At 65.3% G+C, this 13,108-nt stretch carries 13 protein-coding genes and 1 tRNA gene; 7 read left to right on the top strand and 7 right to left on the bottom strand.

The genetic code is table 11. The features are described 5' to 3' along the window. Positions 1 to 267: 267 nt before the first annotated feature. Positions 268 to 343 (bottom strand) — tRNA-Thr (locus ACOZBP_RS04755). A 51-nt stretch (positions 344 to 394) separates the two neighbouring features. On the opposite strand from ACOZBP_RS04755, the gene ACOZBP_RS04750 reads away from it, so the two are divergent. Beyond that, positions 395 to 745, top strand: coding sequence for a DMT family protein (locus ACOZBP_RS04750; protein ID WP_422675251.1), 351 nt, complete (start codon positions 395 to 397; stop codon positions 743 to 745). Here the strand turns inward: ACOZBP_RS04750 and ACOZBP_RS04745 are convergent, their stop codons facing one another. Then, on the bottom strand, positions 746 to 1,183 hold the full coding sequence (locus ACOZBP_RS04745) for an HIT family protein (RefSeq protein WP_422675250.1): 438 nt from the start codon (positions 1,181 to 1,183) through the stop codon (positions 746 to 748). Positions 1,184 to 1,299: 116 nt separating this feature from the next. Between ACOZBP_RS04745 and ACOZBP_RS04740 the strand changes: the two genes are divergently transcribed. Beyond that, the gene (locus tag ACOZBP_RS04740; protein WP_422675249.1) at positions 1,300 to 1,656 is read left to right on the top strand and encodes a phage holin family protein; all 357 of its coding nucleotides are present in this window, start codon (positions 1,300 to 1,302) and stop codon (positions 1,654 to 1,656) included. 70 nt (positions 1,657 to 1,726) lie between these two features. Further along, positions 1,727 to 2,296, top strand: coding sequence for a DUF2239 family protein (locus ACOZBP_RS04735; protein ID WP_422675248.1), 570 nt, complete (start codon positions 1,727 to 1,729; stop codon positions 2,294 to 2,296). On the opposite strand, the gene ACOZBP_RS04730 is transcribed toward ACOZBP_RS04735, so the two are convergent. Beyond that, positions 2,293 to 3,747: a serine hydrolase gene (locus ACOZBP_RS04730; protein ID WP_422675247.1), complete on the bottom strand. Its 1,455-nt coding sequence runs from the start codon at positions 3,745 to 3,747 to the stop codon at positions 2,293 to 2,295. The genes ACOZBP_RS04735 and ACOZBP_RS04730 overlap by 4 nt on opposite strands. A gap of 266 nt (positions 3,748 to 4,013) precedes the next feature. Between ACOZBP_RS04730 and ACOZBP_RS04725 the strand changes: the two genes are divergently transcribed. Beyond that, complete coding sequence (locus ACOZBP_RS04725) at positions 4,014 to 4,484, top strand: phasin family protein (RefSeq protein WP_422675246.1); 471 nt, start codon at positions 4,014 to 4,016, stop codon at positions 4,482 to 4,484. A 65-nt stretch (positions 4,485 to 4,549) separates the two neighbouring features. Here ACOZBP_RS04725 and ACOZBP_RS04720 read toward each other — a convergent pair whose 3' ends face one another. Continuing rightward, complete coding sequence (locus tag ACOZBP_RS04720) at positions 4,550 to 5,092, bottom strand: nuclear transport factor 2 family protein (protein ID WP_422675245.1); 543 nt, start codon at positions 5,090 to 5,092, stop codon at positions 4,550 to 4,552. Positions 5,093 to 5,231: 139 nt separating this feature from the next. Between ACOZBP_RS04720 and clpS the strand changes: the two genes are divergently transcribed. Together clpS and clpA are read left to right on the top strand one after the other, a co-directional pair. Beyond that, entirely contained in the window at positions 5,232 to 5,561 is a 330-nt protein-coding gene (gene clpS / locus ACOZBP_RS04715) for an ATP-dependent Clp protease adapter ClpS (RefSeq protein ID WP_105564763.1), read from the top strand. 12 nt (positions 5,562 to 5,573) lie between these two features. Beyond that, positions 5,574 to 7,874 (top strand): ATP-dependent Clp protease ATP-binding subunit ClpA, encoded by a 2,301-nt coding sequence (clpA, locus tag ACOZBP_RS04710; RefSeq protein WP_422675244.1) that lies wholly within the window; start codon positions 5,574 to 5,576, stop codon positions 7,872 to 7,874. A 72-nt stretch (positions 7,875 to 7,946) separates the two neighbouring features. Here the strand turns inward: clpA and ACOZBP_RS04705 are convergent, their stop codons facing one another. After that, entirely contained in the window at positions 7,947 to 8,252 is a 306-nt protein-coding gene (locus ACOZBP_RS04705; protein ID WP_422675243.1) for a CsbD family protein, read from the bottom strand. A 177-nt stretch (positions 8,253 to 8,429) separates the two neighbouring features. Between ACOZBP_RS04705 and ACOZBP_RS04700 the strand changes: the two genes are divergently transcribed. Beyond that, positions 8,430 to 11,492 (top strand): DUF3857 domain-containing protein, encoded by a 3,063-nt coding sequence (locus tag ACOZBP_RS04700; RefSeq protein WP_422675242.1) that lies wholly within the window; start codon positions 8,430 to 8,432, stop codon positions 11,490 to 11,492. On the opposite strand, the gene ACOZBP_RS04695 is transcribed toward ACOZBP_RS04700, so the two are convergent. Beyond that, on the bottom strand, positions 11,474 to 12,622 hold the full coding sequence (locus tag ACOZBP_RS04695) for a GNAT family N-acetyltransferase (RefSeq protein WP_422675241.1): 1,149 nt from the start codon (positions 12,620 to 12,622) through the stop codon (positions 11,474 to 11,476). The genes ACOZBP_RS04700 and ACOZBP_RS04695 overlap by 19 nt on opposite strands. Then, positions 12,619 to 13,077, bottom strand: a complete 459-nt coding sequence (locus ACOZBP_RS04690; protein ID WP_422675240.1) for a RidA family protein — start codon at positions 13,075 to 13,077, stop codon at positions 12,619 to 12,621. The genes ACOZBP_RS04695 and ACOZBP_RS04690 overlap by 4 nt, the downstream gene beginning before the upstream one ends. Positions 13,078 to 13,108 lie beyond the last annotated feature (31 nt).

Raw genomic sequence — 13,108 nt, 5'->3', positions numbered from 1 at the left:
TTCAGGGCCGTACTGCCAAGCCAGAAACGTCTGGGTGCGATTGACGGCTGCATGCTCAAGTCTCGCCTCACGATACTGGGCGATGCTATCCGACCCTCATTCTGGGTCTATCAGGTCAATCCCGGACGTCCGGTCGATAGATGAAGAACGGGGCGTCGACGCGACTCTCATCGTCGCCATGCATGGATGCTCATGAGGAAGGCGCGTTTCGGCCACCCTGGATCATCCGGAGGCGACGTCCAGGCCCAACTGGCGGTTCTGGGGGAATGGTGCCGGCTGCAGGAATCGAACCCGCGACATCCAGTTTACAAAACTGGCGCTCTACCAACTGAGCTAAGCCGGCCGTTCGCGCCTTATGCTGGCGGAATCTCTCGGACGCAAGCACAGTCCGCACATGCCGATGACGCCCTACCTCACGCCGATCATTTTGCTGGCCTTGTCCAACGTCTTCATGACGTTCGCCTGGTACGGCCACCTGAAATTTGGATCTAAGCCCTTGTGGATCGTGGTGATCCTGAGCTGGGGAATCGCCTTCTTCGAATACTGCCTGGCTGTACCCGCCAATCGTATCGGCCATCAGGTCTATTCGGCGGCCGAGCTGAAGACCATGCAGGAGGTGATCACCCTTGTGATCTTCGCCGTCTTCTCGGTGCTCTATCTGGGCGAGAAGCTGACCCTGAATCACCTGGTCGGCTTCTCCCTCATCGCAGGCGGGGCCTTCTTCATCTTCAAGGGGCCGCTCTGATCACTCCAGTTCGGCGGCGATCCGGGCGGCCAGGGCATTGAGCTGGTCCGCGTCGGCCATGGGCGCGTGGCCGTGGCCCTTCATGGCGCGGTCGGCCCAGCGCGGGATGATATGGAAATGCAGGTGGAAGACGGTCTGGCCGCCAGCCTCGCCGTTGAACTGCATCAGGCTCAACCCTTCGGGCTTCAACGCCTTTTCGACGGCGCGGGCCGTGCGCTGGACGGCGGCGGTCAGCTTGACGAGGGCTTGGGGTTCGATCTCCAACAGGTTGCGCGCCTGGGAGGTCTTGGACACGACCAGCACATGACCGTCGGACTGGGGAAAGACGTCCATGAAGGCCAGGACGTCATCGTCTTCCCACACCTTCACGCAGGGGATCTCGCCGCGCAGGATCCTGGCGAAGATGTTGTCGGGGTCGTAGGCGCCATGAAGGCTCATGGGGAGGCTCCGTCAAAGGTGTCGGCGCAAGGCTAGCAGGGCAGGGCGGATTTCGCACGGGAGCGAAACGCGATCTGATGCGCTATATGGTCAAGGTTCATCGGAGATGCCCTTCCATGCTGCGTTTCATCGTTCAGGCCATCGTCACCGCCCTGGGTCTTTGGCTGTCGGCCCGGGTCGTGCCCGGGGTGGACTTCACCTCTACCGGGTCCTTGGTCGCGGCGGCGGTGATCCTGGGGTTGGTCAACGCTATCGTGCGGCCGATCATGGTGGTCCTGACGCTGCCGCTGACGATCGTCACCCTGGGCCTGTTCCTGCTGGTCGTGAACGCGGCGATGATCGGTCTGACCGCCTGGTTCCTGGGAGGCTTCGCGGTGGACGGTTTATGGGCCGGGATCGGCGCGGCTGTTGTGACGGGCGTGGTCAGCTGGATCGCGGCCTCGCTCTTTGGCGAAGGCGAACGCGCACGCTAAAATAAGCCCGGATAATATTGACGCGTTTTTCCATCCGGATAAATCCTCGTGGCCTGTTAAGGAGACGATGATGCTGACAGAGAGTTGCACCGCTTTTTCTGGCGATCGCGTGCTCGCTTCGGGCGCGCCGTCCCGGGTCGTGGCGGCGGTCAAGGCTGCACATGACGCCGGCGAAGCGGTGCTGGTTTTCGACGACGCCGACGCTCGTATCGTCGAATTCGATCTGCGTGGCGATCCGGGCGATGTTCTGGCGCGGCTGCCGTCAGAGACGGTGCCAAAGCGCGGGCCGGGACGCCCCAGGCTGGGTGTGACGGCCCGAGAGGTCACCCTGCTGCCAAGACATTGGGCCTGGCTGGCGGCGCAGCCTGGCGGCGCATCGGTGGCGCTGAGGAAGCTGGTCGAGAACGCTCTGCGCGTCGCCGACGGCCCCGATCAGGTGCGTCGAAGTCGGGAGGCGGCCTATCGGTTTATGACCGCCGCAGCCGGGAACAGGCCGGGCTACGAAGAGGCGACCCGCGCCATGTTCGCGGGGAGCAAGCACGCCTTTGACGCCTCGGTCGAAACCTGGCCGGCCGACGTGTCCAACTACGCCCGGCGTCTGGCCGAGGGCAGTTGGAACAATGATCAGGGGGCCGACTAGCTCGGGCGAACGATCATGCAGGTGACGCGGCGCTCGCCCAGCGCCTGGCATGCGGCCTCGGCCGCGGCTTCAGTCATGCCGGTGAAGCGCGATCGATACCAGCCATCGGCGTTCTGGACGTCACGTTGCGCATCCGAGAATTGGGCCCGGAAGCGGCGGCTGACGTCGTTCAGCCAGTTGCGGGCCACGGCTTCGTCGCGGAAGGCGCCGACCTGAACGGTCCAGCGGCCTGCGGATTGACGGGCCGTCTCGCGCGTCGATGCGCGCACAGGTGCGGCGGTTGAGCTTGCTCGCCGCGCGGCGGTCGTCGCCGTGCCGCCATTCAGTGAGGCGGTCAGGCTTTCCGGCGTGCGAGGAGCCTCGGCGCGCTGCACCGGCGCCGTGGCGCGGGGCGTGCTTGCGGCCGCGCGAGCGGATGGCGGCGGGGTCACCTCGGTCGGAAGGCTGGCGGGGGGCGGGCCGGCGACATAGGCCACCGCAGTCGGGCCCTGAGCCTCGCCATCCTCATCCGCAGCGGATGCGTATTCGACCGGGGGGCTGGGATCGGCGCTGATGCCGTAGCCGCGTTGCTCGAAGAAGGTCTGCGCCACCTGGATGCGTTCACCCTGGCCGCGGCGGCGCTGGACCTCGAAGCCGGTGTCCATCAACTCGGCGACGTGGTCGTTGCGGCTCTTGGTCGAGCGACCGCCCATGACGATGGTGATGATCCGCTTGCCGTCCCGAACCGAGGAGGCGGCGAGGTTATAGCCAGAGGCGTTGGTAAAGCCGGTCTTGATGCCGTCGTAGCCCCGGCCGGTGGCCAGCAGGCCATTGGTGTTCCGGTAGTCTCGACCGTTGAAGTACCAGTCGTGCAGACCAAGGTAGCGGTAATATTGCGGGTAGTCCCGCATCACCGCGCGGCTGAGGATCGACAGATCGCGGGCGGTCGTCGCCTGGCGCGTGTCGGGCAGGCCGTTGGCGGTGGTGAAGCGGGTGTGGTCCATGCCCAGTTCCCGGGCCTTGGCCGTCATGCGGGCGGTGAACTGAGCCTCGGAGCCGCCGATGTGCTCGGCCAGCACTACGGCCATGTCGTTGGCGCTGCGTACTGCGGTGGCCTTCATGGCGTCTTCGAGGCTGATGGACTGGCCGGCGGCGAGGCCCAGCTTGGACGGCGGCTGCGAAGCGGCGCGGGGTGAAACGGTCAGATTATCCGTCAGCTTGATCTTGCCAGCTTCCAGCGCCTCAAAGGTCAGATAAAGCGTCATGACCTTGGTGATCGAGGCAGGATAGCGCCGGGCGTCGGCGAAGCGCGAGAACAGCACCTCCCCGGAGGCGGCGTCGACCACGATCGAGGCGTAGCGCGAGTTGTCGGAGGACTGGGCGACTGGCGGCGGTGCGCCGAGGGCGGGCGTAAGAACCACGCCGCCCAGAACAAGGGCGGCCAGGAAGCGACGGCGGAATGCAGCGTTCATGGTCAATCTACTAGCCTCGTCACTGTGGCGCGAAGACGACCCTGATCCCCGCGCATTACAAAGGCTAACATCGGAGCAGCGGGTTTCGAGAGGGTTAACAAGCTGTCAACGGAGTTGTGATCGGGACAGATGGAGCGGGGTGAACAGCGATCATATGTTGCGTTGCACAATTTTCACTTGAAGTCATTTCGCACTTGCACCATATGACCCTTGTCGCGATGGACGCCGTTCGCCGCGAGATCCTTTTTCGCTTCAGGAGAGTCCCAATGGCTGACGCCGCCGAGACTGTTAAGAAGACCGCCGAACAGACCACCGCCAAGGTTCAGGCCCAGGCAGAGAACATTCAGGCCGCTGGCGCCAAGGCCTTCCGCGAAGGCGTGGACAAGTCCGTCGCTTCGCTGACCCAACTGAACGCTCACGGCAAGAAGAACCTCGAGGCCGTGGTCGAGTCGGCCGCCGCCGCCCAGAAGGGCGCCGAGGCCCTGTCGCAAGAGACGCTCGCCTTCTCCAAAAAGAGCTGGGAAGACGGCGTCGCCGCCGCTCAGTCGCTGAGCCAGGCGCGCTCGGTCCAGGAACTGGTGGAACTGCAGACCTCGTGGGCCAAGTCGGCCGCCGAGGCTTATCTGGCCCAGTTCGGCAAGACGACCGAGATCCTCACCGCCTCGGTGAAGGACAGCTTCAAGCCGATCAACGAGCGCGTCACCGCGACCGTCGAGAGCTTCCAGGCCTCCCGCTAGGCCTGACGAGTTTCAGTAGGCGTACAATCAGGCCCCGGCGGAAACGCCGGGGCCTTTTTGCGTCCTCAGTGCGCAGCGTCGGATGCGGGCGCGTGGTCGATGCTGAAGGCGCGGGCCAACCGCCAATGGCCGTCTTCCAGCCGCCACAGCATGGAGAAGCGGGCGCGACCGACCAGGGTTTCCGGCCCGTCGCCCTGACGCTCATAGAAGAGATGACTGGCCTCCTCGACGGCGCCGACGCCGGGGATGGCGAAGACGCGCATCGAGCCGGGCACGAGTTCGCGGCGTGAACGCCAGGCGTCGGGGGCTTTTCGCGCTTCGCAGCCCTTGGCGTAGTCGGCGACGAAGACGGCCCGTGTCGCCGTCAGCCCGCCTCGGTCGTGGTAGAATTCCAGATCGTCTGTCACCAGATCAGCCAGGACCGCCGGATCGCAGCGGTCGAACATGGTGCCGAACAGAATTGTGTCGCGCTCGGCGATGATCGGCATCAGCTTCGCCTCGTCCGGGATGACGGGCGCAGCGGCAGGGGTCTGCGCCAGAGCCAGTGCGGCGATAAGTCCAGCGATCAGGGTCATGGGGGCGTCCATCGAGGCGAGTTCGAGGCTCATTGGTGCGATCCCGGCTCGTCGATGTCCCGAGAATCTTTGGTTAGCTGGGCTGCTCACGCACCCTGTGACTGGACGCCCCTACAAATCAGGCCATCATCACCTATCTGAGCTATCGACTCCCCCCGAAGACGGACAACGAATGCCTACGAGACGGCCAGGTGAACAAGGCGGAGGCGCAGGCGCCGCCGTCGTCACCGAGACAAAGCCGAAGCTTCAGCGGCCCTCGCTTTATCGAGTGCTGATCCTGAATGACGACTACACGCCTATGGAGTTCGTCATCTATGTGCTGGAGCGGTTCTTCCAGAAGAGCCGCGAAGACGCGACCCGCATCATGCTGCACGTGCACCAGCATGGCGTCGGGGTCTGCGGCGTCTTCACCTACGAAGTGGCCGAAACCAAGGTCGCCCAGGTGGTCGAGACGGCGCGCCGTCACCAGCATCCTCTGCAATGCACGATGGAAAAAGACTGAGAGGATCCTCCCATGCCCTCCTTTTCTCGTCCTCTCGAAGAGACCCTGCACCGCGCGGTCAGCTATGCGAACGAGCGTCGGCACGAGTACGCCACGCTGGAACACCTGCTGCTGGCCCTGATCGACGATACGGATGCGTCGGCGGTCATGGCGGCCTGCAACGTCGATCTCGGCGCACTGAAGAGCGCGCTGACCCTCTATGTCGACAACGACCTGGCCGCCCTGGCCACGGCCGACGGCGACGACGCCAAGCCCACGGCGGGCTTCCAGCGGGTGATCCAGCGCGCGGTCATCCATGTCCAGTCGTCGGGCCGCGAAGAGGTGACGGGGGCCAATGTCCTGGTCGCCATCTTCTCGGAACGCGAGAGCCACGCCGCCTATTTCCTGCAAGAGCAGGACATGACGCGCTATGACGCGGTCAACTTCATCGCCCACGGCATCGCCAAGAAGCCGGGCGCGACCGAGACCCGACCGGCCAAGGGTTCGCCCGAGGAGGCCGAGGACGCCGCCGCCGTCAAATCGGGCGGAGAGGCCCTGGAGGCCTATTGCGTCGACCTGAACGAGAAGGCCCGCAAGGGTAAGATCGACCCCCTGATCGGCCGCCACGCCGAGGTTGAACGCTCGATCCAGATCCTGTGCCGTCGGACCAAGAACAATCCTCTGCTGGTCGGCGATCCCGGCGTCGGCAAGACGGCCATCGCCGAGGGCCTGGCGCGCAAGATCGTCAACGGCGAGGTGCCCGAGGTTCTGAAGGACGCCACCATCTATTCGCTCGACATGGGGGCGCTGCTGGCCGGCACCCGCTATCGCGGCGACTTCGAGGAGCGTCTGAAACAGGTGGTCAAGGAACTGGAGACGCACGAGAATGCGGTCCTGTTCATCGACGAAATCCATACGGTGATCGGCGCCGGCGCCACCTCGGGTGGAGCTATGGACGCTTCCAACCTGCTGAAGCCGGCTCTGGCTTCGGGCAGCCTGCGCTGCATGGGTTCGACAACCTACAAGGAATATCGCCAGCACTTCGAGAAGGACCGCGCCCTGGTGCGTCGCTTCCAGAAGATCGACGTGAACGAGCCGACGGTCGATGACACGGTGAAAATCCTCAAGGGTCTGAAGACGACCTACGAGACCCACCACAAGCTGCGCTACACCGACGCCGCCATCCGCACGGCCGTCGATCTGTCGGCCCGCTACATCACCGACCGCAAGCTGCCGGACAAGGCCATCGACGTGATCGACGAGGCGGGGGCGTCGCAGATGCTGCTGCCGGAATCCAGGCGCAAGAAGGTCATCGGCCAGAAGGAGGTCGAGGCCGTCATCGCCAAGATGGCCCGCATCCCGCCGAAGTCGGTGTCCAAGTCGGACACGGAATCCCTGCGCGAGCTGGAGGCCGATCTGAAGCGGACGGTCTATGGTCAGGAACAGGCCATCGATCAGGTCTCCTCGGCGATGAAGCTGGCGCGGGCGGGTCTGCGCGATCCGAACAAGCCCATCGGCGCCTTCCTGTTCAGCGGCCCCACCGGCGTCGGCAAGACCGAGGTGGCCAAGCAACTGGCCGCCACGCTTGGCATCGAGATGCAGCGCTTCGACATGTCGGAATACATGGAGCGCCACACGGTCAGCCGCCTGATCGGCGCGCCTCCGGGCTATGTCGGCCATGACCAGGGCGGCCTGCTGACCGACGCTGTCGATCAGCACCCGCATTCGGTGGTCCTGCTGGATGAGATCGAGAAGGCCCACCCTGACGTCTACAACATCCTGTTGCAGGTGATGGACAACGGCGTCCTGACCGACGCCATCGGCAAGAAGGTCGATTTCAGGAACGTCATCCTGATCATGACCACCAACGCCGGGGCCGCCGACAACGCCCGCGCCTCCATCGGCTTTGGCCGGGGCAAGGTCGAGGGCGAGGACGACAAGGCCATCCAGCGCCTGTTCGCGCCGGAGTTCCGCAACCGCCTGGACGCCATCGTGGCCTTCAAGCCCCTGGGCGCCGAGACGATCCGCTCGGTGGTCGGCAAGTTCATGATGCAGCTGGACGCCCAACTGGCGGACCGCAACATCACCATCGAACTGACCGACGAAGCCACCGACTGGCTGGCCAAGAACGGCTTCGACGAGCTGTATGGCGCACGGCCTCTGGCCCGCGTCATTCAGGAACACATCAAGAAGCCGCTGGCCGACGACATCCTGTTCGGCCGCCTGACGCGCGGCGGACACGTCAAGGTCGAGCTGAAGGACGGCAAGATCGCCTTCGACATCACCCCGACCAAGGGCGCGGCGGTGAAGGAAGAGGAAGAAGAAACGGCCTGACTTCGATCAGGCTCCAAAAGAAAGGCCCGGGCATAACGCCCGGGCCTTTTTTGTCTGTGTTGCAGGCTTGCCTTAGCGGCGACGGCCCAGGCTGCTCAGCAGCACGGCCGCCCCGGCGAGGATGCCGGTGGTCAGCAGGGGTTTGCGACGAGCGAAATCCAGACCCTTGCGCGCAGGGTCCCGCAGGTCGGCCGGGGCCTTTTCGACCATGCCGTCCAGGCCGTCGATGACCCGGCCATAGGCGTCCAGCGCCTTGCCCTTGACCTCATTCAGCTTGCCTTCGACCTGCAGCTTGCTGTCGCCGGTCAGGCGGCCGAGGCCGTTCTGGGTCTTGCCCTGAAGTTCGGTTGCGACGCCTTCGATACGTTGATCGGTCATGGTGATTCCTGATGTGAGGAGGAGACTCACCTCCCAAGCGCATCGCTCTGTCGAGAGTTCCAATCCGCGCCAATCTGTCCTGCACAAGTTCTGGCGTTTCGCTTGTTGGACCCATGGCGCTTTGGTTGACCCATGCTACACGAGGACGACTATCGTTTCGATCCGGGGGGATCCGCCTTGTTTTTCCGTATGATGGTTTCGGCTGCCGCGCTTCTGGCGGCCTCTTCGGCGTGGGCTGGCGATCAGGTGGTCGTGGCGCCGACGGCGGGTTGGATTCGTTCGGCCGAGATCGATGCGCCTCGGGCCGTCGAGGAGACGGAGATCGGCTATCGCTATCGTCTGTATGACGCTCAGACTCGTTTCGAGGAGGGCCTGCGTCATTCCTATGTGCGCTATCGTATTCTGATGACCTCGCCGCAGGGCCTGGGCGACGGCGGGGTGATCGCGCTGGACTGGTCCGCCGACCACGAAGACCTGACGGTCCATCATGTCCGCGTCATTCGCCAGGGCGTGGTGATCGAGGTGCTGGACACCCAGCCTTTTGAAGTCCTGCGCCGTGAAAGCGGCTTCGAGAACTCGATGGTGCTGGGACTGCTGACTGCAGCGCTTCATCCGGCGGATCTGCGCGTAGGCGATGAACTGGATGTCGCCTTCACCGTCAGTCGGAAAGAGCCGGTTGCAGGCGCGCGCCCTGAAACCCTGATCAGCGCAGCCCTCAACACGCCGGTCGAACAGCTGCGGGTGACCGCTTCCTGGCCAGAAGCCTGGAACATGCAGGTCAAGTCCGCGCCGGGGTGGACCGTCCCGGCGCCGCGTCGCCGCGGGGGGTTTGAAGAGATCGTGGTCGATATGACGAACGTCGAGCCCTATTTCGTCCCGACCGACGCGCCGGCTCGCTTCTTCAGCGCTCGCGAGCTGGAGCTGTCCACCTATGGGGGGTGGGGCGATTTGGCGGCTTTGATGACGCCGCACTACGATCGAGCGGCCACTTTGTCTGACGGTTCCCCACTGTGGGCCGAGATCGCCCGTATCAAGGCGGCTCACGGGACCCAGCGCGATCAGGCTCTCGCGGCGCTGCGGCTGGTGCAGGACCAGGTGCGGTATCTTGCGGTCCTCATGGGGGAGGGCGGCTGGGTTCCGACGAATGCTGATGAAGTCTGGCGGCTGCGTCAGGGCGATTGCAAGGGCAAGACGGCTTTGCTGATGGCCCTGCTGCGCGGCCTCGGCATCCAGGCCGACGCTGCTCTGGTGACGACGACCGACGGCGACGGTCTGGAGGAAGGCCTGCCCCGTCTGCATGCCTTCGACCATGTTCTGGTTCGAACCCAGCTGGAAGGCGAAGAATATTGGCTGGATGGCACGCGCGCGGGGGATCGGGTGCTGGAACGGACGGCCTTTGCACCCTATCGCAACGCGCTGGTCCTTACGCCGGGTGCGGACGGGCTGGACGTCATCCCCCCGCTGCCTCAATCCACCCCCGTTAACGAGGTGGTGGAGATGGTGGACGCTTCGGCCGGGCTGTTCGCGCCCGCCGTACTGACCATGAAGACCATCATGCGAGGCGAGGCGGGAAGGCAGGCTGCGGCGACCATGCAGGGCATGGGGCCTGCGGCGCGCCAGCGACGGCTGGATACCCTGCGTGAGACGCTGGACGAGAAAATGAAAGAGGCGGTCGTGAGCGCCGCCTATGACGAGGCTGAGGCCGCCTATGTCATCACCGTCACTGGCAAGATCCCCGAGCTGCTCGGTTACGGCGTGGTCACGCCCGCCTATCTGCGTTTCAACGCGCCGGCTCTGAACAAGCGCACCGGTCTGGTTCTGCCCGATGTCCCCCACGTCACCGACTATCCCACCGCCTCGGCCGGAAGGGTTGAGTATCGCCTGCCGGAAGGCATGAGTTACAGTGTCTATGGCGGGCAGCTGACCTTTGACGCCATCGGACTACGGTTCAGTCGCCAGGCATCGATCGAGGGCGCGCGCATGACGGGGTACGCTACCGCCTCGGCGGCCGCCTACGAGATCCCGCACGAAGCCTATGAGAAGGCCCGCCTGACTGTTGATCCGCGTTTCGCGAAGCAGGCGACGATCTCGGTGAACGGCGTCTACGAACCCACGCCTGGCGATCGCGCCGCCTGGGCGGCGGAGGAGCTGGAAACTGATGCCGCAAAGCGAGCAGCAGCCTTCGAGGTCAGGGTTCGCGAACTGTCGGCCCTGGGTCTCTACGACGAAGCGGCAAGGGCGGCGGACCGTGCGATTGAGACGACGGCAGATCAGTCGGCCGTATGGGCTGCGCGGGCTGGTCTTCGGATTACGCGCGGGGACTTCGACGGCGCCGAAGCCGACCTGGATCAGGCCGAAGCGCTCGACCCCGCCAATGAGAGCCTGGCCTATGGGCGACTGAGCCTGGCCAGGGGAAGGGGCGACGCCCGGGAAGCCATCCTGGCCTATACGCGCCTGCTGCGCGTAACCCCGGGCGACGTCAATCTGTTGCAGGCACGAGCGTTTGCCTACTTCGGCGCGGGCCTGCCGGATCGCGCGGTCGCGGACATGGATGCTGCGCTGAAGGCTGCAGGCGACGACGCCAAGCTTTTGACCAAGGCGCAGAAGGTCAGTCTTCTGGGGCTCATCGGACGCGCTGAAGAGGCGGAAACCCTGTCTGTTGCGGTGCTGAACGAAGCGCCGGACCAGGTGTCCATTGTGGAATCGCGGATCGACTGGTTGCTGGAACAGAAGCGCGGCGCGGAGGCCGCGGTCCTGGTGCAGGGTCTGCAAAAGCGGGATCCGGGCGAAGTTGAATCAGCGACCCAGACCATGGTGGCCGGCCTGGCGGCCGCCGGCGATGCAGACGCGGCCATCGCCATGGCCCAAGCCTTCATCGCGTCGAACCCGGATCATCCCGACATGCTGAATGCGGGCTGCTGGATGCTGGCCTTGGCGGGCGTCGGCCTGGACCAGGCGGAGGCCTGGTGCGACGCTGGTCTGGCGGCGCAGCCCCTGTCGGGCGCCATCGCCGACAGCCGGGGACGTCTGCGGCTTCAGCAGGGGCGGCATGAAGAGGCCCTTGCCGACTTTGACTATGCGCTCAGTCGCCAGGCGGTCATGTCCCCCGCGCGCTATGGACGCGGTTTGGCTCTCATCTCCCTTGGTCGTGAAGAAGAGGGGCGAGCGGACCTGGCGTTGGCGCAGGGGCAGAGCCCGAGCGTTTCCCGCCTGTTCCGGACCTATTCGGGCACGCGATAAGGCGACAGGTCCAGCGTCATCGCCGCCATTTCCGCCTCGACCGCGGGGCGCTCGTTGTCGAGGTAGCGGGCGACCGGATCACGCAGGGCAGGGTCTGCGATCCAGTGCGCGGAATAGACGGGGGAGGGCAGGTAGCCGCGCGCGATCTTGTGCTCGCCCTGGGCCCCTGCCTCGACGCGGGACAGGCCGTGCGCGATGGCGAAGTCGATGGCCTGATAATAGCAGAGCTCGAAATGGAGAAATGGCACCTCCTCCAGCGCGCCCCACTGACGGCCATAGAGGGCGTCGCGGCCGATGAAGTTCAGGGCCCCAGCGATGGGCGTCTCGTCCCTGAAGGCCATGACCAGGGCGATACGGTCGGCCATGGTCGCGCCGACGCGGGCGAAGAAGTCGCGCGTCAGATAAGGCCGGCCCCATTTGCGGTCGCCGGTGTCCAGGTAGAAGTCGAAAAAGGCGTCCCAACGGGCCTCGGTCAGATCGGCGCCGGTCAGGACGCGGATGTCGAGCCCGGCCTGCGCCTCGCGCCGTTCGCGCCGGATGGTCTTGCGCCGATTGGACGACAGGACGGATAGAAAGTCGTCGAAGGTCTGATAGCCATCGTTGCGCCAGATGAACTGGATGTCGCGGCGCGGCAGCAGGCCCGCCTCGGTCATGGCGCGCCACTCAGGCTCGGTCGGGAAGTTGACGTGCAGGGACGAGACGCCCAGCCGCTCGACCAGGGTCAGCGCGCCTTGCAGCAGGGCCTCGCGCACGGTGGCTTCGTCCGTGCCGGGCGCGCTGAGGAAGCGCGGCCCCGTCGCGGGCGTAAAGGGCACGGCGCCCAGCAGCTTGGGGTAGTAGCGGCCGCCAGCACGTTGGTAGGCGTCGGCCCAGCTGTGGTCGAAGACGTATTCGCCCTGGCTGTGCCCCTTCAGATAGAGGGGCATGGCGCCGATCACGGCGCCGTCCTCGTCATGCAATGAGAGGTGGCGCGCCGCCCAACCCTGGGACGGGACGGCGCTGCCGGACGCCTCGCAGGCGTGCAGGAAGTCGTAGCAGACGAAGGGATCGCCGGTCGGGGCCGCGCAGGCGTCCCACGCGTCCCGGCCTATATCGGCGATCCCGTCGTGGACCTGAAGCGTGAAGCTCACTTCACCTCGATGATGGCGTCGATTTCCACGGCGAAGCCGAGCGGCAGCTTGTAGACGCCGACGGCCGAGCGGGCGTGCTTGCCCGCGTCGCCGAAGACTTCGACCATCAGGTCCGAGCAGCCGTTGATGACGGCGGGGATGGCGATGAAGTCGGGTCCAGCCTGGACGAAGCCGCCCAGTTTGACGATGCGGACGACGCGATCCAGGTCGCCGTCGACGGCGGCGTTGATCTGGGCCAGCAGGTTGACGCCGCACAGCCGGGCGGCCTCGGCGGCCTGCTCCGGGGTCACATCGACGCCGACGGTGCCCTTGATCCCGCCGTTTGCGTCGTTCGACAGCTGGCCCGAGATCAGGACCTGATTGCCGGTGCGGACATAGGAGACGTAGCTGGCGACCGGCTTGGCTGGCTCGGGCAGGGTGATGCCGAGTTCGGCGATGCGGGCGTGGATGCTCATGTCGGAGACTCCGTTGAGGGGATTGTGCGGG

The sequence above is a fragment of the Brevundimonas sp. NPDC058933 genome (assembly GCF_049315965.1).
In the GTDB taxonomy this organism is placed as follows: Bacteria; Pseudomonadota; Alphaproteobacteria; order Caulobacterales; family Caulobacteraceae; genus Brevundimonas.
Note: the sequence above shows the minus strand (reverse complement) of the source record. Positions and strands in the feature narration are given on the sequence as shown.